Origin of the sequence: Flavobacterium sp. KBS0721, from assembly GCF_002007065.3 — a bacterium.
Classification (GTDB): Bacteria; Bacteroidota; Bacteroidia; order Flavobacteriales; family Flavobacteriaceae; genus Flavobacterium; species Flavobacterium piscis.
This window is the reverse complement of the sequence record NZ_CP042170.1, coordinates 3,368,371-3,388,065: the sequence shown is the minus strand read 5'-3', so window position 1 is coordinate 3,388,065 and position 19,695 is coordinate 3,368,371. Positions and strand designations below refer to the sequence as shown.

Genomic DNA, 19,695 nt, shown 5'->3' with positions numbered 1-19,695 from the left:
TTATGGTTTTATAACATAACCTAAACCTTTCATGGTATGAATCAGTTTGGTTGCAAAAGGTTTATCAATTTTTTTTCGCAGATAGGTGATATACACGTCTACAACATTGGTATTCATATCAAAATTAATATCCCAAACATTATCTAAGATTTGATCGCGGGAAACAATCTGTCCGCTATTTTTGGCTAAATAATACAGTAATTTAAACTCTTTGGCCGTTAAAATAATAGATTCTCCCTCTCTTTTTACGGTTTTAGCACGGGCATTTATTTCTAAATCACCTACTGTAATACTGTCAATTCGTTCTGTTTCCTGATGTGCTCTTCTGTGCAATGCATTAACCCTTGCATCGAGTTCTCCAAATTTAAAGGGTTTAACCAAATAATCATCGGCACCGGCGTTAAGTCCGGTTACAATATTTTCTGAAGTTCCCAGAGCTGTTAAAAGCAAAACAGGTACAAAATTCTTGCTGGCACGTAAACGTCTGCAAATTTCAATGCCATTAATATCCGGTAACATAACGTCTAAGATTACAACATCAAAATTATAATTATGAAGCATTTCGAGAGCTGTTTTGCCATCCATGGCAACACTAACTTCGTTGTTGTTTTCGGCAAATCCTTTACGCAGAATAGATAAAAGGTTTGGTTCGTCTTCGACTATTAATAATTTCATAAATAAGTGGTCTGAATAACAAAAATAGGTATTGAGTTTAAAAATATAAATCACAATAGTTATAAATTATGATTTAATTATGAACAATAGCTTTTGGTAACAATAAAAAAAGCATTCACCAGTTGTGAATGCTTTTATATTTTTAAGGATGATTTATGGGGGAATATTTTAATTTTTAAAATTAAAACTCAATACTGCTCCAAGCCCAAACTGAAAAGTAGAAATATAATCATCAACTGCAACCGGTCCGTACCAATATGTCCAGTAATAACTCTCACCAACTGCCGCCGACATCGATTGCAAATAGGCATTAATATTTACAGAAACTGATGAAGCTGTTTTAATTTTCACTCCTCCTTTTACATCCCAGGCAAAATAAGTACCACTTCCTCCTTGAGGTGTTTCTACAATCCCCACTCCGGCTCCTGCTCCTAAATAAGGGAGTAAATTTGAGCCTGTATCAAAGTAATGGGTAAAATCTGCTAAAATAAAATTGAAGGCTCCTTTATCGTTTCCAGCATTAATCTGGACTCCTGCGGGGTCATAAAAAGGTATTTTTAAATCTTGTCTTGAATACTTTAGCTCAACAGAGTTATTTGTCGAAAAGAAATATTCAAACCCTGCACCGTATTGAAAACCATCATCAATAGTAGCAGAATAACCATCGTAATCGATCTCATCTGAAAAGTTATAACCACCATACAAATTAAGAGAAAAAGATCTTGCGTCTTGTGCGTTCGCTCCTATTACCAACAGGAACAGAACCAATAAAAAACCGTACTGTTTCATAATGTTTGTTTTTAGAAAGTTAATTGAACCTCAAATTTAAATTTTTTCTTTCTAAATTTTAAACATTTTTTAAGATAAAATTCTCACAATAAAAACATAAACACCTAAAATGCAGATAATTATAAATTAAAAAGTTTCACCTGCATTGAGATAAAAGCCTTTTGAATTATTTCCCCAGGCATAATCTACAATTAAATTGGTACGTGTTTTTTTGTCGATTAAAATGCGCAAACCAAGACCTGCCGCTGGCTGAATTGATTTGAATAGAGAAATATTATTATCGACATTACTTGCTGTTACAAAATTGGTAAAAACGGCTCCGCTTAACATTTGATCGCAAGTTATTGGAAACCTGAATTCGGTCGAAAAATAGATTAAACCATCACCTCTAAACAATCCCTGAGTATACCCTTCCCCGCTTCGGCTGCGCTGATCCCAGCCTATTGCGGGTAAATTGAGGTACGGCACTTTTCCTCTGGTTACAAATTGTCCATATGCCCAAAGTGCCAAAATATATCTTTCATTCTTACTTGAAACCGGGATAAAATGACGGTATTCTGCATATAAAACATTGCTGTATTGTTGATTATTAAACAAAACAGGATTAAAACGATAATTGATATTGGCAAACCAGCCGCGGGTAGAATTGACCTGATTGTCTCGTGAATCGTATACTAAATTAAGGCTCATACCATTTAGAAAATATTCTAAATCACTAAATCCATGTTTCTGACTGTAATTATAATGATAGGTATATTTTTCGTTTTCGACATCAAGATCTTTGTCCTTTACACTAGAGTACCAATCGAGATTTATTCCTCCGCCTACATAAAAGTTTTTATAAACTTCAAAAGAAACGGTTTGGTGAAATTTAAAATAATCATAATCCATAGGCTGGGCAATCGAATCTATACTAAAATGATTCTTATTGCTTTGATGCGGGAGGATATAGGTTCCTAAACCGTAATTAGGCTGCGAAAAAATATACAAACGATAATCTCCACTCAGGAAAATTCGGTTGTTTTTCAGTAAAATATTATTTTTCACATTTACCAGCCATTGTTTTTTTGTGGTATAGGTGATTCCTAAATTAGCAATCGAATATTTATCTGATACTTGTTTTCCTTTGAAAGTATATTGCGCTACTGCACCAAAAAAAAATCCGGTTGCGGGTTGAGAACCAATTGCCGGAATAATAAGGAAAAAATTGTTTTTTGAAGGTTTAACTGCAGCTGTAGAATCTTTCTTTTTAAAGATTTCTAAAATTGTTCTGGGAGGGCATAATTCCGGGTTAATGGTCTCTGTTTGCGCTATCGAATTGAATGAAATAAAAAAGAGTAACCCTAAGATTTTATAATGATGAAAATAATTATTTTTAAAAAAATTTACCATCTGGAAGTTTTAATTTTTCGAAATAACAATCAAACCTTATGTAAATATATACCTTATTTTCAATATTTTACAATACAAATTTAACAAAAAACGCAATTTTAAACCATAAAAAAAGCCGTCAATAAATTTGACGGCTTTCTAAACTGATATCTCTTTTTTCTTATTTCGTGATAAACTTTGGATTGATCAGGTTGTCTAGTGAATAAATTTCATCCCATTTTTCCTGTGTGATTAGTTTTCTTTCGACCACAACAATTTCATGAACGCTTTTGTTCATTTTTAAAGCTTCACCAGCAATACTGGCACTTACTTCGTAACCTAAAATTGGGTTTAATTGTGTTACAATTCCAATACTATTCATTACCAGATTATAGCAATGGGCTTCATTTGCAGTAATTCCAACGATACATTTATCAATTAAAGTCTGAATTGCATTTGATAAGTAATCTAAAGAGGTAAACATCGCAAAAGCAATTACCGGCTCCATTACGTTCAATTGCAATTGTCCTGCTTCAGCCGCCATAGTAACCGTTAAATCCTGACCAATTACATAAAAACAAGTTTGGTTTACGACTTCCGGAATTACAGGATTTACTTTTCCTGGCATAATTGAAGATCCTGGCTGACGTGCCGGCAAATTGATTTCGTTGAAACCTGTTCTTGGTCCTGAACTCAATAATCTTAAATCGTTACAGATTTTAGAAATTTTTACCGCTGTTCTTTTTAATGTTCCCATAATCTGAACGTAAGCTCCTGTATCAACCGTAGCTTCAATTAAATCCGGAGAAAGCGTCAAAGGAATTCCAACTTCTTTGGCCAAATAATTTACACAAATTTCAGGATATCCTTCTGGTGCGTTTACTCTTGTACCAATTGCAGTTGCTCCCATATTGATTTCTAAAACCAAACTCTGAGCTTCTTTTAATCTTCGAACATCTTCGCCTATTGTAGTCGCATATGATCTAAACTCTTGTCCTAAAGTCATCGGAACAGCATCTTGCAATTGGGTTCTTCCCATTTTAAGAACACTTTTAAATTCCTCTCCTTTTGCAGCAAAAGCAACTTCTAAACCTTCTAATGTTTTAATAAAACTTTCCATTTTCATGTAAAGCGCAATTCTAAACGCCGATGGATAAGCATCGTTTGTAGATTGAGAACAGTTGACATGATTATTTGGATGCAAGAAGTTATAATCTCCTTTTTTATGACCTAAATATTCCAGACCAATATTGGCGATTACTTCATTCGCATTCATATTTACTGAAGTTCCTGCTCCACCCTGAATCAAATCGCTTACAAATTCCTGATCGAATTTACCAGCAATAACCTGATCGCTTCCGTAACAAATTGCTTCGGCAATTTTAGGATCAAGAGCTCCACAATCTTTATTGGCTAAAGCAGCTGCTTTTTTTACATAACCCAGCGCTTTGATAAATAAAGGTTCTTTTGAAATTGGAATTCCTGTAATATTAAAATTTTCTACAGCTCTGAAGGTTTGGATACCATAATATAAATGATTAGGAATGTCTAATTCTCCTAAAAAATCATGTTCTTTTCTTGTTGATCCCATATAATATAAGTGTTACGTTTTAACTTAAAAACAGTGTAAAGCTACAGCAAAATAGTATTATAATAAAACATTTTAAATTAAATATTAATAAATTTTTACAAAAATAAAGCCTTAAAATTAAACACTTATCATTTTAACGCCTTAAAAATATCATATTCATAAAAAATTAGCATTAAAAAAACGTCGCCTATTTCACAAAAATCAAGTACTTCTGTTTAAAATATTAAAGAAAAACAATATTTTTTGAATTATAAAATTAATGATATTTCCTGATCAATTAATGCAACGTAATTATTATCTTTTCGCTCTCAAATAATATTAAAAATAACATTGAAAAAAGAATCTGAATATTTTCTTGATAAAGAATACGACACTATTATTTATGGTAGAGATGATGTCAACTTCAAGGATTTTGAATGCTGTGTTTTCAATAATTGCAATTTTTCGGCCTGTACTTTCTTAGCCGTTACTTTTATTGATTGTGTTTTTAATGATTGTATTTTTAGCGAAGCAAAGATTAACTATGTCGCTTTTAGAACGGCCACTTTTAATAGATGCGAAATTAAAGAAGTTAATTTTGCAATGTGCGACAAACTTATTTTCGAAGTTCATTTTTATGATTGCATTCTGGATTTTTCGAAGTTTTATACCTTAAAGATAAAAGGAACAACGTTTAACAATTGTAGTTTAATTGCCGTCGATTTTATGGCTACAGATCTTACAAGTGTTCTTTTTGACAATTGTGACTTATACCGTTCAGAATTCGACAAAGCCATCGCCAACAAAGCCGATTTTAAAACCAGCTATAATTATACTATTGATCCATCAAAAACCAAACTAAAGAAAGCTGTTTTTGCTTTGAAAGAAGTGAAAGGGTTGTTGTTTAAGCATGATGTTGTGGTGAGTTAAAACAAACACGGATTTACTTCGTCTGTTCGCTATCGCTTGGGTCACGAACAGACGAAGTAAATTCGTGTTTAGAGCTTCTTCTCCATCACATAATCCTCCATCAAATAATCATTTCCAATCTCAATATTCACTTCCTCAATAACTTCAAAACCTATTTTTTTGTAGAATCCTAAAGCTGTATTAAATCGGTTTACGTTCAATAATAAAGCAATTGAATTGTTTTTTAAAGCTAATTTTCCAATTTCGTCAATCACTTTTTTTCCAATTCCTTTTCCCTGGGTTTCTGGCAAAAGATAGATTTTATGAATTTTAGTTATCGCTTTTCCATTATAATGATGTTCAATTCCGATAAAGCCAATATTAGTTTCATCTTCATCAATCATATAAAACAACTGTACTTTTTTATCGTATTGGTCAGTTAGAGCTTCAGTAGAATAAAATAGCGCCAACATATAATCCAGCTGTTCTTTTGAGAGGATTTCACCATAAGTTATGGGCCATGTAATATTTACTATATTCTGAATTTGCTTAATATCGTTTATTGTTGCTGCTGTAATCGTAATCATACTGTTATTTAAAATGCTTTTATTATTTAGTAAAAACCTGATTTTCCTGTTCGCTTACGCGGATGAAAGTCGTTCGTTTTGTCAGCTCTTTCAATCTTGAAGCGCCCACATAGGTACAAGTACTGCGTAAACCACCCAAAATATCTAATACGGTATGAATAACATTTCCTCTAAAAGGAACCTTAACGGTTTTACCTTCGCTTGCCCTGTATTCTGCAACTCCGCCAACGTGTTTGTCCATTGCGGTTGTTGAACTCATTCCGTAAAATTGTTTGAATTTTTCGCCTTTGATTTCGATCAGCTCCCCTCCACTTTCAGTATGACCAGCCAGCATTCCGCCTAACATTACAAAATCTGAACCTGCGCCGAAAGCTTTGGCAACATCGCCCGGAGTACTGCATCCACCATCACTTATAATATGCCCGCCTAAACCGTGAGCGGCATCGGCACATTCTATAATGGCTGAAAGCTGCGGGTACCCAACTCCTGTTTTTACACGTGTGGTACAAACAGAACCTGGTCCAATGCCTACTTTTACAATATCGGCTCCAGCCAATAATAATTCTTCGACCATTTCGCCTGTCACAACATTTCCTGCAATAATAACTTTGTCCGGATATTGTTTTCGGGTTTGTTTTAAAAACTGCACAAAATGCTCTGAATAGCCATTCGCAACATCAATGCAAATGAATTTTAGTAACGGATTTTCGGTAATAATTTGACCAATTTTGGCAAAATCATCTTTGCCGGTTCCGGTACTAATAGCAATATAATCGTAGAAATCCGGATTAACTTTTGATAAAAAAGTTTTCCATTCCTCTGGTGAATAATGTTTATGAATTGCTGTGAAAAGCTTTTCTTTAGCAAGAACTTCTGCCATTTCAAAAGTACCAACGGTATCCATATTTGCCGCCATAATAGGAATTCCTGTCCAGTTTGTGGTAGAATGCAAAAATTTAAAATTTCGTTCTAAAGAAACTTCCGATCTGCTTTTGAGTGTTGATCTTTTTGGGCGAATCATTACATCTTTAAATCCTAATTTCAGATCATTTTCTATTCTCATGGCTTTAAGTTTTGGTTACTCTCAAATATACAATTTTAGATTGTTGATTGCAGATTTTAGATTGCTAAACTTTGTGGTTAATTTGGCACAAGGATGACATGGATTCGCTATCGCGAAAACGCGGATTTATACGGATTTTTTTATTTCGCGGAGATTCACTGAGATTGCACAGAGATCCGCAAAAACTTTTTAATTGGAAATTTTTTTGACTTCGCTCAACGTGACAAATTACTTCACTTTTCAATCGCGGTCACAGTAATCAGTTTTAGACTGAGACTGAAAACCGAGACTGAATACTAAAAAAAATCACCCGTGAATCGTCTCCCCTTTTCCGTAATTTGAAATAATAGATTCTTCGTAGGCTAGCCATTCTCTCCAGCGTTTTTCAACGTCAATTCCAACTCCGTATTTTCTGGCGTATGTGATGAAGGTAGTGTAATGTCCGGCTTCGCTTTCCATTAATTCTCTGTAGAAAATGGCTAATTCTTCGTCCTGAATATTTTCGGATAAAACTTTAAAGCGTTCGCAGCTTCTGGCTTCGATCATGGCTGAAAATAATAATCTTTCTACAAGACCTGAAACACGGCTTCCGTCACCGCTTTTTTTCATATATAAATACAATTCGTTTACATAATCGTCTTTACGCTCGCGTCCTAACTTTAATCCTCTTTTGATAATAATATTGTGAACCTGCTCAAAATGATCGATTTCTTCTTTGGCTAAAGCCAATAAATCTTTGACCAAATCCTGATGCTCAGAGTTATTGGTAATAATGGTAATCGCGTTTGTTGCTGCTTTTTGCTCGCACCAAGCGTGATCTGTCAGGATTTCTTCAATATTTTTTTCTACAATATTTACCCATCTTGGGTCTGTTGGCAATTGTAATCTTAATACACCCATGATCTTTTTTGTTTCAGGTTTTATTTTGTTTCAGGTTTCAAGTTCTAAGTATTAGGTTCTTTTAGGAACGAAAAAAGTTTAAAGTTTTGCTTTGCGTTTTTTGCGCTTCACAAAACTTTAAACTTGAAACCTGAAACTTGAAACAATTAAGTTTCAAATTTTATTATTAATATACGAAAATCGGTCTTTCGCTCATCATTTCGTTTACTTCTCCAGCTACTTCTTCAATAACTGCTTCGTTTGTGTGATCAGCAAGTACTCTGTCGATTAAAGCTACGATAGTTTCCATATCTTCTTCAACTAAACCACGAGTTGTGATTGCTGCTGTTCCTACACGTATACCTGAAGTTACAAATGGTGATTTATCATCAAATGGAACCATATTTTTATTTACAGTGATTTCTGCTTTTACTAATGCATTCTCCGCTTCTTTACCAGAAATATTTTTATTTCTTAAGTCAATAAGCATCATGTGGTTATCAGTTCCGCCAGAAATAATTTTGTATCCTCTTTTTACAAAAGCATCAGCCATAGCGTTTGCATTTTTTTGCAATTGCATAGCATAAGTAAAGAATTCATCTTTTAATGCTTCACCAAAAGCAACCGCTTTAGCAGCGATAATATGCATTAAAGGTCCACCTTGATTTCCTGGAAAAACAGCAAGATCTAATAATGAAGACATCATTCTGATTTCTCCTTTTGGAGTTTTCAAACCTTGAGGGTTTTCAAAATCTTTCCCCATTAAAATCAAACCTCCACGTGGTCCACGTAAAGTTTTGTGAGTTGTTGTAGAAACAATATGACAGTGAGGAATTGGATCATTCATTAATCCTTTTGCAATAAGACCTGCAGGGTGTGAAATATCAGCAAACAAAATAGCTCCAACGCTATCAGCAATTACTCTAAAACGCTCAAAATCCATATCACGAGAATAAGCTGATGCTCCGGCGATGATTAATTTTGGCTGTTCTTTAGTTGCAATTTCCTGAATTTTATCATAATCTAAACGACCTGTTTCAGCATCTACTCCGTAAAAAACGGGACGGTATAAACGACCTGAAAAGTTTACAGGAGAACCGTGAGTCAGGTGACCACCATGAGATAAGTCGAAACCTAATATAGTATCACCAGGATTTAAACAAGCATGGTAAACTGCTGTATTGGCCTGAGATCCTGAGTGAGGCTGAACGTTTGCATACTCAGCACCAAATAATTCTTTAGCTCTGTCTATTGCAATTTGCTCAATAACGTCAACTACTTCGCAACCTCCGTAGTATCTTTTGCCAGGATATCCTTCGGCATATTTGTTAGTTAAAACAGAACCAGCTGCTTCCATTACCTCATCACTTACAAAATTCTCTGAAGCGATAAGTTCTAATCCGTGAATTTGTCTGTCTTGTTCCTCTAGTATAAGGTCAAAAATTTGTTCGTCGCGTTGCATTTTTTCGTTTTTCGTTAATTTCCTGCAAAAATACAAAAAAACGTTTGTCAAACTGCTAGATTATGATATATTTGACATAGAATTTTTCAACAAATAATTAACATTCACATGCCAATAACCGCTAACGATACCAAAAGAAAATCATGGTTAGAAGTGCCAGAAAATAGCGACTTCCCTATTCAAAATATTCCTTTCGGTGTATTTCTTACTAAAGAAAATGTCGTTACAGTAGGAACACGAATTGGCGACTACGCTATAGATTTAGGGGCTCTACAACAATTAAACTATTTTTCAGGAATAGATTTAACTGATGATATGTTCATGCAGGACACGCTTAATGATTTTATTTCTGACGGAAAAAAAACATGGCGTCTGGTTCGAAATCGCATTGCCGATATTTTCGACGAAACCAATTCACAGCTACGAGATTCAACAAAAGATCGCGATATTGTTATTTTTAAAATCGATGATGTCGAGATGCAATTACCTGTATTAATAGGTGATTATACTGATTTTTACTCCAGTAAAGAACACGCTACAAACGTGGGGAAAATGTTCCGCGATCCTGAAAATGCTTTATTACCAAACTGGTTACATATACCTGTAGGATATCATGGTAGAAGTTCGACTATTGTTCCGTCCGGGATTCCGGTGCACCGACCAATGGGACAAACTTTACCCGCCGGCGAGAAATATCCTGTTTTTGGACCGTCTCGTTTGGTAGATTTTGAACTGGAAACAGCGTTTATTACGACTGACGTAAACATAATGGGAGAAAACATCCCAACTTATGAAGCCGAAGATTATATTTTTGGAATGGTTTTACTAAATGACTGGAGCGCGCGCGATATCCAAAAATGGGAATATGTGCCGCTAGGACCATTCTTAGCCAAAAACTTTGCAACATCAATTTCTCCGTGGATTGTAACTATGGATGCTTTGGAGCCTTTTAGAACTAAAGGCCCTAAACAAGATCCTTCACCATTACCTTATTTACAGACTAAAGGAAAAAAAGCTTTTGATATTCATTTAGAAGTTTCTATACAACCTGAAAATCAAGAAGAAACTCTAGTTTCTCAATCAAATTTTAAATATCTATACTGGTCAATGGCACAGCAATTAGCACACCATACTTCTAATGGTTGTCGTGTAAATTCTGGCGATATGATGGGTTCAGGAACAATTTCTGGTCCAACTCCGGATAGTTTTGGTTCTATGTTAGAATTAACTTGGGGGGGACAAAATCCATTGAAATTAAAAGATGGCAGTGAACGTAAGTTTATCGAAGATAACGATACTGTTATTATTAGAGGTTTTTGCGAAAATGCTGAAGTGAGACTTGGTTTTGGAGAGGTAGCCAGCCAATTGTTACCGCCTTTTATCAGACCATGAAGAGCAGATAAATTATCTGAAGAGATATAAAAATATAAAACCTTGGTTGTCGCCAAGGTTTTTTTATGCTTTATTTTGAGCAAATACTTTTATGTTTGAATCTAGCAATCCCGATAGCTATCGGGATTGCTAGATTCAAAATTTTATTTAAAAAATAAGATTAAATAGCGTCCCGCTTTAGCTGGATGGAAATAGTTAACGCAAACAAAAAGGCTTTAGCCAAACTAGATTAGTTTGGCTAAAGCCTTTTTTATATTCAAATCGTTTTTCCCTAGCTGAAGCTAGGGGCTATACAAAAGACTTAGAAATAAAATTTTTGCGACTTTACGAGATTAAATATTACATAAAGCTAAAAAAAACTTTGTGACTTTGTGCCTTCGTGGCTAAACCTAAGCCGGAATCTGCTGGCTCAAACAATGCAAAGTCCCGAATCCCCAGATAAAATCAATACAGCTTATTCCTATTACTTCTCTGTCAGGGAAACATTCTGATAAAATATTCAAAGCTACACGATCATTACTATCATTAAAAGTAGGAACCAAAACACAATTATTCAGGATTAAGAAATTAGCATAACTTGCCGGTAATCTTAAATCTTCAAAGTCTACACGTTTTGGCATTGGTAATGCTACGATTGTAGGCGATTTTCCGTCTTCTAATTTTGCATTTTGCAAACGTTTCAAATTATCTTGTAATGGCTTATAATTAGCATCATTTTTATCCGTTTCAACAATTGTTACAATCGTATCTTCATTTACAAATCGGCATAAATCGTCGATGTGTCCGTGTGTGTCGTCTCCTTCTATTCCGTCTCCAAGCCAAATTACGTTTGTAACTCCCAGATATTCCTTAAAAACAGCTTCGTAATCTTCTTTGGTAAAATTTTTATTTCGAACCTGAATTGATGGATGCATCAAACATTCTTCAGAAGTGAGCAAGGTTCCTCTTCCGTTTACATCTATTGCACCGCCTTCTACAATTACCGGTTTTCCTTTATAAACAACTTGTGTCAAGGGAACATCTATAAAATCAGCAATTTTAGAAGGAACGAATTTATCTAACTGATAGTTTTTATATTTTGCCCAACCATTAAAATTGAAATTCAACGCTTCCCTTTTCGAACCATTTTTTACTACAATTGGTCCGGAATCACGCATCCAGCTTCGGTTTGTTTTATGAATTATGAAAGATACATTGGCACTATTTACGCGTGCTCTTTCTAACATTTCGGCTACTTTTTCTTTTAGTTTTTCATCGGCTACGACCAAAAAAACAGTTTCAAAAGTGGCTACTTTTTTTATAAATTCTACAAAAGCCCATTGAACAGCTTCGTATTTTCCGGGCCAGTCGTTACCATTATGCGGAAAACATAATACAATTCCTTGTTGTTTTTCCCATTCTGCTGGAAATCTTCTATTATTTGTTGACATAAAGAGGTTCTAATTTTGAAAGTGTACAAAGATAAGCATTCGGAAGGATTATAAAATAGTCGAGACAAAATGATATTGGTTTTAGATTAATTATCTGATAAAATTTAAGTTAAAGATTAATTAATACAGCCTTAATATATGACCAAAATCTGCTAATTACATTTGGCAAAACTAAAAAACACAAAAATGAAGAAACTAAGTATTACGTTATTAGCCGCTTTATCTATAATGGTAAGCTGTAATAATGATGATGAGAATTCAAGCAAACCAGAACCTGAAGTTGTTGTAAATGAAAACCCGGGAACCTTTAAAGAAATTGGTTCTGTAACTATTGGCGGCGAAGGTGCAGCAGAGATTACAGCTTTCGATGAAAAAACAAAAAAACTTTTTACTGTAAACAATAGCGGAACAAACCAAATCGATGTAATTGATTTAACGGATCCTACAAAACCAACTAAAATTGGTAAAATAGATCTAACTCCTTATGAAGGCGCTTCTAATAGTGTGGCAGTATTTGATGGGAAATTAGCCGTTGCGTTAGAATCAACCGTAAATAAACAAGGAAATGGTAAAGTGGTTGTTTTTAATACTACTGATTACAGCTTAATCAAACAAATTACTGTTGGCGCATTGCCGGATATGATTACTTTTTCGCCTGACGGAAAATATATTATGACCGCTAATGAAGGGGAACCAAGCACCGATTATTTACAAGATCCTAACGGAACTATCTCTATTATTGAAGTCGCTAATAATTATTCGGTTACAACTTTAGATTTCGCTTCTTTTGCCAGCCAGTCTGCTGCTTTGCAAAAAGAAGGTTTTAGAGTTTCTAAATTCGCTAAAAGTTTTGCTCAGGATATAGAACCTGAATATGTAACTATTTCTGATGATTCTAAAACTGCCTGGGTAACATTGCAGGAAAATAATGGTGTGGCAAAAGTAGATTTGACTTCTAAAACCATTACAGCTATTTATCCTTTAGGTTTTAAAGACTTTAATACTGCTGAAAATGCTATTGCTGTAAGTGATAAAAATGAAAAAGCTATTTTTAGTCCATGGAAAGTAAAAGGTATGTTTATGCCAGACGCAATTAGTCATTTTTCTGCCAATAATGTTCCTTATTTTGTTACAGCAAACGAAGGCGACGCCAGAGAATATACTGCATATAGTGACATTAAAAGAATGAAAGACATGAAGCTTGATGCAACTGTTTTTCCTGATGCTGCAACTTTAAAATTAGAAACCAATTTAGGAAGATTAAATTTAATTACCGACATGGGTGACACTGATGGTGACGGCGATCTTGACGAAATGGTCGCTTTTGGAGCACGTTCTTTCTCGATCTGGAACGGAAATACCGGAAAAATTGTTTACGATAGTAAAAATGACCTTGATAAAAAATCAAATGATTTTGGAACTTATGACAACAAACGCAGCGATGATAAAGGCTCAGAACCTGAAGCTGTAGTAGCTGTTAAGATGGGAAGTCAGAATATTCTGTTTGTTGGCTTAGAAAGATCAGATGTTTTTATGACTTATGATGTAACAAATCCCGCATCGCCTCAATATTTGCAAACTGTAAAAACCGGAGATGCTCCAGAAGGAATATTATTCATTCCTGCTTCTAAAAGTCCAACAAAAAGAAGTTTGTTAGTTGTTAGTAGTGAGGGAGATGGAACAATAAAAATCTACCAGCCAGATTTAAAATAACTTTCACATTTACAATTAGAGAAGGGAGCTAAATATAAATTTAGCTCCCTTTTTTTGTTCAAAATTCTGATTCTTTTAACGGATTTACATAAATAAAACCCAAAAGGTGGGAATTATGTAAGACCAAATAGAACACATTCTGAAACTCGTAGTATAATTTTGTCCTGAGTTTAAAACGAAAAACTCGTAATAATCACAATTAAATTAAAATTTGGATATCATGAAAAAGAAATTAGCTTCAGTATCACTTTTACTACTAACATTTGCTGCGGGTGCACAAAATATGGCAACAACGTCAGCTCAACCTACAATTGAAAAACCTGCATACAATAGATGGTCTATAGAGTTAAATGGTGGTTTAAACAAACCTCTTAGAGCATTAACTCCTGGTTATTCTACAGAAACTGCTAGTCCGTTTCACGCAGATTTAGGTGTAAGATATATGTTTAATCCTAAATTTGGTTTGAAACTGGATGTTGGGTACGACCAATTTCAAGAGCGCGACAACACGCCGGAATTCGACAGCAAGTATTACAGAGCAAGTTTACAAGGGGTAATTAACCTTGGTAGAGCTTTAAACTTTGAAACCTGGACAAACACTTTTGGTTTATTAGCACATGGTGGTTTTGGTGTTTCTCAATTAAGTAATGATGACGGTTTTGACGGAAAAGATTACATGGCTCATGGAATCATGGGATTAACAGGTCAAGTGAGATTAAGTAACAGAATCGCTTTAACAGGAGACCTTACTGGTATTGTTAACGGAAGACAGAACAACAACTTTGATGGTCACGGACTTACAACTACTGGTTCATTACATGGTGTATTATTAAATGCGTCTGTTGGTTTGACTTTCTACTTAGGTAAAAACGAAAAACATGCTGACTGGTATTCTGAAGAAAATGAAAGATTAAACCAATTAGAAAACAGAGTAACAACTATCGAAACTGGTCTTATTGATACTGATAAAGATGGTGTTGCTGATTTATACGATTTAGAACCTAATACTGTTTCTGGAGTTGCTGTAAATACTAAAGGACAATCTATTGATACCAACCAAAATGGTGTTCCAGATGAATTAGAAAGCTACTTAGATAAAACTTATGTTAGACAAGGTAGTCAAACTGCAACAAACAATACTGTTGAAGAATTGATCAACGGAGGATATGTTAATGTTTATTTTGACTTTAACTCATCTAAACCAACAAATGCTTCTTTATCTGGTGTTGACTTCTTAGTAAAATACTTGAAAAACAATCCAGGAAAATCTGCTGATATCGTAGGATATGCTGACGAAATTGGAAGTTCAAGCTACAACACTGAATTATCAAGAAAAAGAGCTGAAGCTGTGAAAAAAGTAGCTGAAAACGCTGGAATTGATGCTTCAAGATTAAATGTAATTGCTAACGGTGAAGATACTTCTGTGAACAAAGATTCTAAAGAAGCTCGTCAAATCGTAAGAAGAGTTACTTTTAAAGTAAAATAATCTTATTATATATTTTCTAAAAATCCGCTTCGGAATATTCTGAAGCGGATTTTTTTTGTTTCTAAGAGAATAAAAAAAAGGACGAAATGTAGATTTCGTCCTTTTTGTTTTATTTGAATTAACTGAATTTAGTCAATGGCTCTTTTAGTAATATCACCAAAAGCATCGATTCTTCTGTCTCTGAAAAATGGCCAGTTCTGACGTACATTTTCCTGAAGATCCAAATCAACCTCAGCAATTAAAATTTCTTCCTGATCGTGAGAAGCCTGAGCTAAAATCTCGCCTTGTGGTCCTGCTATAAACGATGCTCCCCAAAACTGAATTCCTTCTGTTCCTTCGATATATTTTTCTAAACCAATTCTGTTTGCAGCAGCAACAAAAACTCCGTTTGCTACAGCGTGACCTTTCATTACGTTCATCCAGGCACCATATTGGTTTTCGCCATATTGTTCTTTTTCTTTAGGATGCCATCCAATTGCTGTTGGATAAAACAATACCTCAGCTCCTTTTAAAGCTGTGATACGCGCTGCTTCCGGATACCATTGGTCCCAACAAATAAGAGTTCCAATTTTTCCTTTTTTGGTTTCAATTGCTTTAAAACCTAAATCTCCCGGTGTGAAATAGAATTTTTCATAGAAATGTGGATCGTCCGGAATGTGCATTTTGCGGTATAAACCAGCTTCAGTTCCATCAGTATCAATGATGTAAGCACTATTGTGGTAAATTCCAGCCATTCTTTTTTCGAAGAAAGGAACAATAATTACTACACCCAATTCCTTTGCCAATTCGCTAAAAGCAATAAATGAAGTACTGTAAAGTGGTTCTGCTAATGCAAAATTGTCTACATCTTCGCTTTGGCAAAAATAATGACTGCTATATAATTCAGGTAACAAGATTACTTCTGCACCTTTATTAGCAGCATCTTTTACCCAGCTGATACATTTTTTAAGATTATTTTCGGCAACGTCGTTCAGATTTAACTGGATAACGGCTATTTTATATTTTCTTTTCGACATGACATAAAATTTAGAGTGCAAAAATAGTAATTTTTAAAGGAATGGCAAAGGGTTGTTATTAGCCGAAAAGTTTGCCAAAGAATGAGTCTTGAAGTTTGCTTCCTAAGTCATAAAACACAAAATTTATTTCTTTTTAATTTCACCGGATTTATATTATCAAGCATAACGAGGCTTTCATAAAAAAGAAAACCATTTTACAAATATTTTAAAAATTTGCAAAATGGTTTCTGACCAAAAATTTATCTTTAATAACCTAATTATTCAATAACTACTTTTGTCGTTATGAATTCCTTATCCGACTTTTTGAATTTGATTTCAAAAGTTCCTTTTGTTGCTGATTTAAATTTGTAAATCGTTTTCTTAGGATCCGGAACTTGTTGTGTACAAATTTCAGATGGGTATTTCGCTTCTACCTGCAAGCCTTTTTCTGTTCCGATTGTTACCTCTGAAATTTTGCTAAATTCTCCGCAAGCATTATCTACTATAAAAGTTACATCATAACTTAGTTCTTCGTTTACTTTTCCGGTTGCAGGACCTTTTACTTCTGTTACTAACGCCACTTTTGTAGTTGGCTTAGGCATCGTTGGTTCATCATCGTCATTGCTGCATGAAATTAATGTTGTTGCTAAAAATAATACTACAAAAACTGATTTAAATCTAAAATTTTTCATATAAAATAATAATTAATTGTTAATTACTATGAAGATGCGAGGGAGTTGCTTTGGTTGCTTTATTGATTTGTTAAATAATTACACTAAAAAAATAAATATCTAAAAATCAAAAACTTACACAAATAAAAAAATTCAACAAACAACAGTTATTTCTTATGAAAATTAAAATTCCCGGTTTAGCCCCGATAGAAACGGCATCCTTTTTAGCCGTTTTTTAACGGCTAAAAAGATATAGTGGATAGCGGGACAAGTGGTGTTTTGAAAATGATTCTTTTGCTTCTAAAAAAAAAAACACCATTCGCTGCGACGAATAGTGTTTTGATATTTATATATGTAGTAGCTGTTATGCTATTTCTTTCTTTTTAAATATTTTTTTGAATAGGCTTACAAATCCTAAAACTACAATTCCTAATGCCAGACCAATTACAAATTCTTTGATAATTGCAGGAAGATTAATTGTAGGCACGATATGATGAAAAAATGGAATATAATGAACAAAGATTCCACCTGCTACCAGAATTAAAGCTATTGTACCAATTACGGTTAAACTTTTAATGACTATTGGCAGCGCTTTTACTAATATATTACCAATAAAATTTGATATACTTTTTTCATTTTTACTAAATTTAATTAGTTTATAGCCTGCTTCATCCATTCGTACAATTAAGGCGACAATACCATAAACACCAACCGTTGCAATTAACGCAATGATTGAAGTTACAATGATTTGCTGTACAAGTGGCTGACCAATTACTGTCCCGAGAGCGATGATTACAATTTCGACAGATAAAATGAAATCGGTTACAATGGCTGATTTTACTTTCCCTTTTTCGGCTTCCAGAATTTCTTCTTCTGTTAAATCTTCAGCAGTTATTCCTGCTGATTCTTCGTGGCTGTGTGGAAATATAAATTCATAAATTTTTTCGGCTCCTTCGTAGGCCAAAAATAGTCCTCCAAGTACAAGAATTACAATGATTGCAACCGGTAAAAATGCACTTAATAAAAAAGCTATTGGCAAAATAATTATTTTATTAAGCAACGAACCTTTACTAATTGCCCACAATACCGGAAGTTCTCTTGATGAAGCAAAGCCTGAAGCTTTCTCTGCATTTACTGCCAAATCATCGCCTAAAATTCCGGCCGTTTTTTTTGCTGCAATTTTACTCATTACTGCAACATCATCCATAATTGCTGCAATATCATCTAATAGTACGAAAAAACCTGATGCCATTATATTTTATTTGGTTTTAAAAACTGTGTAATTCACTGACATTGAGTATCCAGTTTAATGCACATGTTTGATTATTTATGTGCGCTAATCTAAGACTTTTTTTGTTTATTTTTTAGTCTAAAATCAACTACATTGTCCTAAAAGCACCCAAATAATTATAAAAACGAAAATAGTACCAAAACATCCTCCGCCTAATTTTTTTGCTCCGTAACCTGCTAGTAATCCTCTAAAAATATTATTCATAGTATTTGTTTTTATGATTTGTGATATAAATTTGTGAAAGTAAAGTTCCTACTTTAATACTTGAATTTATTTATATGACTTTAAAAAAAAGTTTCATGATTTACGGATTTGATTTGGACATAAAAAAACACCATCTTTTTTAGTGGTGTTTTAATATTTATAAATGAATTTTAAATTAATCAGTATTAACTGAGTAGTTTCTACTTATTAAAGTTGCCTTATCAATAATTCCCTGGCCTGTTGGAGGTGCTGGTGGATTTTGACCAGATATATCTATATAATTTTTTTCACTAGTCAAATTTAACAATCTGCTTAAAATTAAATTAACCTGCGAACTTGGAAGCGCATTCGCTCGTAAAAGCGTAGTTCCGCTAACCGAGGTAAGCGATGGTAAATTAATAGAACTTAGTTTATGATTTTCCCTAAAAAAAAGCCCACTTGCCTTAGTTAACAAAGGAAAAGAAATCGACACTAATGACGGATTATCTGTAATGCCAGTATCATCACCCAATACTTTTTTCAAAACCGGAAATACCAGTGTACTTAACTTTTGATTATTATAAACATCAAAATCATTATAAACTTCCTGTAAATTAGTGAAATTTATACTAACGAGATTTAAATTATCAACTATAGATAATTCTACTAATTTATCTATTACAGATAAGTCTAAAGTCGTTAAGTTTGTTGTACCATTTATATAAATATTTTCTGTGTATGGTCCAAACTCAGCCAATATTTGTGCTGCGGCCTGCGCATCGGTAATATCACCTGTTATTACTATACTTGTTTTTCCTTTATTTTGGCTACTCCCAGCATATAATGCGTAAGGTACACTTAGAAGTTGGCTTGTTCCGCTGATTGTATAATTACTTCCTCCTGTAGGGTCAATTTCTGTCTTAATAAAATGTGATCCAGCTCCCCAATTTACAGCTGCAAAAGTTCCGGTAACTGGTGTTCCGCCTCCTATTTCTATTGTTGCTAATCCATTATTGTTTGTTGTTGTTGTCTGCGTTTCTATATAAGTTGCTGTGCCACTTGCTGAACCTAATAAAATAGTAGTTTTTATACCAACTAAGGCACTAGCTACCAATGTCCCATCTGTTTTTCGAATTACCGATTGGTAACTCATTTTTTGCGGAGCTTGTGCGAATAAAGTAGTAAAAGAACTTAATAATAGTAATGCCAGAGTAATTTTTTTCATATGT

At 34.0% G+C, this 19,695-nt stretch carries 17 protein-coding genes; 4 read left to right on the top strand and 13 right to left on the bottom strand.

What is annotated here, in order from left to right; all coding sequences use genetic code 11:
• From B0M43_RS14800 to aspA, 4 genes are all read right to left on the bottom strand, one after another.
• The gene (locus B0M43_RS14800; protein WP_065449644.1) at nt 1-675 is read right to left on the bottom strand and encodes a response regulator transcription factor; all 675 of its coding nucleotides are present in this window, start codon (nt 673-675) and stop codon (nt 1-3) included.
• Between the two features lie 168 nt (nt 676-843).
• The gene (locus tag B0M43_RS14795; protein ID WP_078007528.1) at nt 844-1,464 is read right to left on the bottom strand and encodes an outer membrane beta-barrel protein; all 621 of its coding nucleotides are present in this window, start codon (nt 1,462-1,464) and stop codon (nt 844-846) included.
• A gap of 126 nt (nt 1,465-1,590) precedes the next feature.
• Nucleotides 1,591-2,856 carry a BamA/TamA family outer membrane protein gene (locus B0M43_RS14790; RefSeq protein WP_078007529.1) on the bottom strand — a complete coding sequence of 422 codons (1,266 nt, stop codon included), beginning with the start codon at nt 2,854-2,856 and terminating at the stop codon, nt 1,591-1,593.
• 160 nt (nt 2,857-3,016) lie between these two features.
• Nucleotides 3,017-4,426 carry an aspartate ammonia-lyase gene (gene aspA / locus B0M43_RS14785; RefSeq protein WP_065449641.1) on the bottom strand — a complete coding sequence of 470 codons (1,410 nt, stop codon included), beginning with the start codon at nt 4,424-4,426 and terminating at the stop codon, nt 3,017-3,019.
• Nucleotides 4,427-4,756: 330 nt separating this feature from the next.
• Here aspA and B0M43_RS14780 point away from each other — a divergent pair, with 330 nt between their 5' ends.
• Nucleotides 4,757-5,335, top strand: a complete 579-nt coding sequence (locus B0M43_RS14780; protein ID WP_078007530.1) for a pentapeptide repeat-containing protein — start codon at nt 4,757-4,759, stop codon at nt 5,333-5,335.
• A 68-nt stretch (nt 5,336-5,403) separates the two neighbouring features.
• On the opposite strand, the gene B0M43_RS14775 is transcribed toward B0M43_RS14780, so the two are convergent.
• The 4 genes from B0M43_RS14775 to glyA all read right to left on the bottom strand — a co-directional run bounded on the left by B0M43_RS14775 (nt 5,404) and on the right by glyA (nt 9,305).
• Nucleotides 5,404-5,901 carry a GNAT family N-acetyltransferase gene (locus B0M43_RS14775; RefSeq protein ID WP_078007531.1) on the bottom strand — a complete coding sequence of 166 codons (498 nt, stop codon included), beginning with the start codon at nt 5,899-5,901 and terminating at the stop codon, nt 5,404-5,406.
• Nucleotides 5,902-5,923: 22 nt separating this feature from the next.
• On the bottom strand, nt 5,924-6,964 hold the full coding sequence (locus B0M43_RS14770) for a GMP reductase (RefSeq protein ID WP_065449639.1): 1,041 nt from the start codon (nt 6,962-6,964) through the stop codon (nt 5,924-5,926).
• Nucleotides 6,965-7,270: 306 nt separating this feature from the next.
• The gene (locus B0M43_RS14765) at nt 7,271-7,864 is read right to left on the bottom strand and encodes a tRNA-(ms[2]io[6]A)-hydroxylase (RefSeq protein WP_065449638.1); all 594 of its coding nucleotides are present in this window, start codon (nt 7,862-7,864) and stop codon (nt 7,271-7,273) included.
• A 166-nt stretch (nt 7,865-8,030) separates the two neighbouring features.
• Nucleotides 8,031-9,305: a serine hydroxymethyltransferase gene (gene glyA / locus B0M43_RS14760; RefSeq protein WP_078007532.1), complete on the bottom strand. Its 1,275-nt coding sequence runs from the start codon at nt 9,303-9,305 to the stop codon at nt 8,031-8,033.
• Nucleotides 9,306-9,413: 108 nt separating this feature from the next.
• Between glyA and fahA the strand changes: the two genes are divergently transcribed.
• Complete coding sequence (gene fahA / locus B0M43_RS14755) at nt 9,414-10,697, top strand: fumarylacetoacetase (RefSeq protein WP_065449636.1); 1,284 nt, start codon at nt 9,414-9,416, stop codon at nt 10,695-10,697.
• Between the two features lie 389 nt (nt 10,698-11,086).
• Here fahA and B0M43_RS14750 read toward each other — a convergent pair whose 3' ends face one another.
• Nucleotides 11,087-12,127: an agmatine/peptidylarginine deiminase gene (locus B0M43_RS14750; protein WP_065449635.1), complete on the bottom strand. Its 1,041-nt coding sequence runs from the start codon at nt 12,125-12,127 to the stop codon at nt 11,087-11,089.
• Between the two features lie 186 nt (nt 12,128-12,313).
• Between B0M43_RS14750 and B0M43_RS14745 the strand changes: the two genes are divergently transcribed.
• Entirely contained in the window at nt 12,314-13,840 is a 1,527-nt protein-coding gene (locus tag B0M43_RS14745; protein ID WP_078007533.1) for a choice-of-anchor I family protein, read from the top strand.
• A gap of 220 nt (nt 13,841-14,060) precedes the next feature.
• Nucleotides 14,061-15,326: an OmpA family protein gene (locus B0M43_RS14740; protein WP_078007534.1), complete on the top strand. Its 1,266-nt coding sequence runs from the start codon at nt 14,061-14,063 to the stop codon at nt 15,324-15,326.
• 128 nt (nt 15,327-15,454) lie between these two features.
• On the opposite strand, the gene B0M43_RS14735 is transcribed toward B0M43_RS14740, so the two are convergent.
• The 4 genes from B0M43_RS14735 to B0M43_RS14720 form a co-directional block, all read right to left on the bottom strand.
• Nucleotides 15,455-16,342: a carbon-nitrogen hydrolase gene (locus B0M43_RS14735; protein WP_078007535.1), complete on the bottom strand. Its 888-nt coding sequence runs from the start codon at nt 16,340-16,342 to the stop codon at nt 15,455-15,457.
• Nucleotides 16,343-16,599: 257 nt separating this feature from the next.
• Nucleotides 16,600-17,013 carry a hypothetical protein gene (locus B0M43_RS14730; protein WP_078007536.1) on the bottom strand — a complete coding sequence of 138 codons (414 nt, stop codon included), beginning with the start codon at nt 17,011-17,013 and terminating at the stop codon, nt 16,600-16,602.
• 343 nt (nt 17,014-17,356) lie between these two features.
• Entirely contained in the window at nt 17,357-18,244 is an 888-nt protein-coding gene (locus B0M43_RS14725; RefSeq protein ID WP_065449628.1) for a DUF808 domain-containing protein, read from the bottom strand.
• A 418-nt stretch (nt 18,245-18,662) separates the two neighbouring features.
• A complete protein-coding gene (locus B0M43_RS14720) occupies nt 18,663-19,691 on the bottom strand; it encodes a hypothetical protein (protein WP_078007537.1) in 1,029 nt (342 codons plus the stop codon).
• Nucleotides 19,692-19,695: the final 4 nt, after the last annotated feature.

What these genes read in the sequence shown, in the direction of transcription:
- B0M43_RS14775 (WP_078007531.1), bottom strand. Translation starts at nt 5,901, where the DNA reads ATGATTACGATTACAGCAGCAACAATAAACGATATTAAGCAAATTCAG.
- B0M43_RS14795 (WP_078007528.1), bottom strand. Translation starts at nt 1,464, where the DNA reads ATGAAACAGTACGGTTTTTTATTGGTTCTGTTCCTGTTGGTAATAGGA.
- aspA (WP_065449641.1), bottom strand. Translation starts at nt 4,426, where the DNA reads ATGGGATCAACAAGAAAAGAACATGATTTTTTAGGAGAATTAGACATT.
- B0M43_RS14800 (WP_065449644.1), bottom strand. Translation starts at nt 675, where the DNA reads ATGAAATTATTAATAGTCGAAGACGAACCAAACCTTTTATCTATTCTG.
- B0M43_RS14750 (WP_065449635.1), bottom strand. Translation starts at nt 12,127, where the DNA reads ATGTCAACAAATAATAGAAGATTTCCAGCAGAATGGGAAAAACAACAA.
- B0M43_RS14790 (WP_078007529.1), bottom strand. Translation starts at nt 2,856, where the DNA reads ATGGTAAATTTTTTTAAAAATAATTATTTTCATCATTATAAAATCTTA.
- fahA (WP_065449636.1), top strand. Translation starts at nt 9,414, where the DNA reads ATGCCAATAACCGCTAACGATACCAAAAGAAAATCATGGTTAGAAGTG.
- B0M43_RS14770 (WP_065449639.1), bottom strand. Translation starts at nt 6,964, where the DNA reads ATGAGAATAGAAAATGATCTGAAATTAGGATTTAAAGATGTAATGATT.
- B0M43_RS14730 (WP_078007536.1), bottom strand. Translation starts at nt 17,013, where the DNA reads ATGAAAAATTTTAGATTTAAATCAGTTTTTGTAGTATTATTTTTAGCA.
- B0M43_RS14745 (WP_078007533.1), top strand. Translation starts at nt 12,314, where the DNA reads ATGAAGAAACTAAGTATTACGTTATTAGCCGCTTTATCTATAATGGTA.
- B0M43_RS14765 (WP_065449638.1), bottom strand. Translation starts at nt 7,864, where the DNA reads ATGGGTGTATTAAGATTACAATTGCCAACAGACCCAAGATGGGTAAAT.
- B0M43_RS14725 (WP_065449628.1), bottom strand. Translation starts at nt 18,244, where the DNA reads ATGGCATCAGGTTTTTTCGTACTATTAGATGATATTGCAGCAATTATG.
- glyA (WP_078007532.1), bottom strand. Translation starts at nt 9,305, where the DNA reads ATGCAACGCGACGAACAAATTTTTGACCTTATACTAGAGGAACAAGAC.
- B0M43_RS14740 (WP_078007534.1), top strand. Translation starts at nt 14,061, where the DNA reads ATGAAAAAGAAATTAGCTTCAGTATCACTTTTACTACTAACATTTGCT.
- B0M43_RS14735 (WP_078007535.1), bottom strand. Translation starts at nt 16,342, where the DNA reads ATGTCGAAAAGAAAATATAAAATAGCCGTTATCCAGTTAAATCTGAAC.
- B0M43_RS14720 (WP_078007537.1), bottom strand. Translation starts at nt 19,691, where the DNA reads ATGAAAAAAATTACTCTGGCATTACTATTATTAAGTTCTTTTACTACT.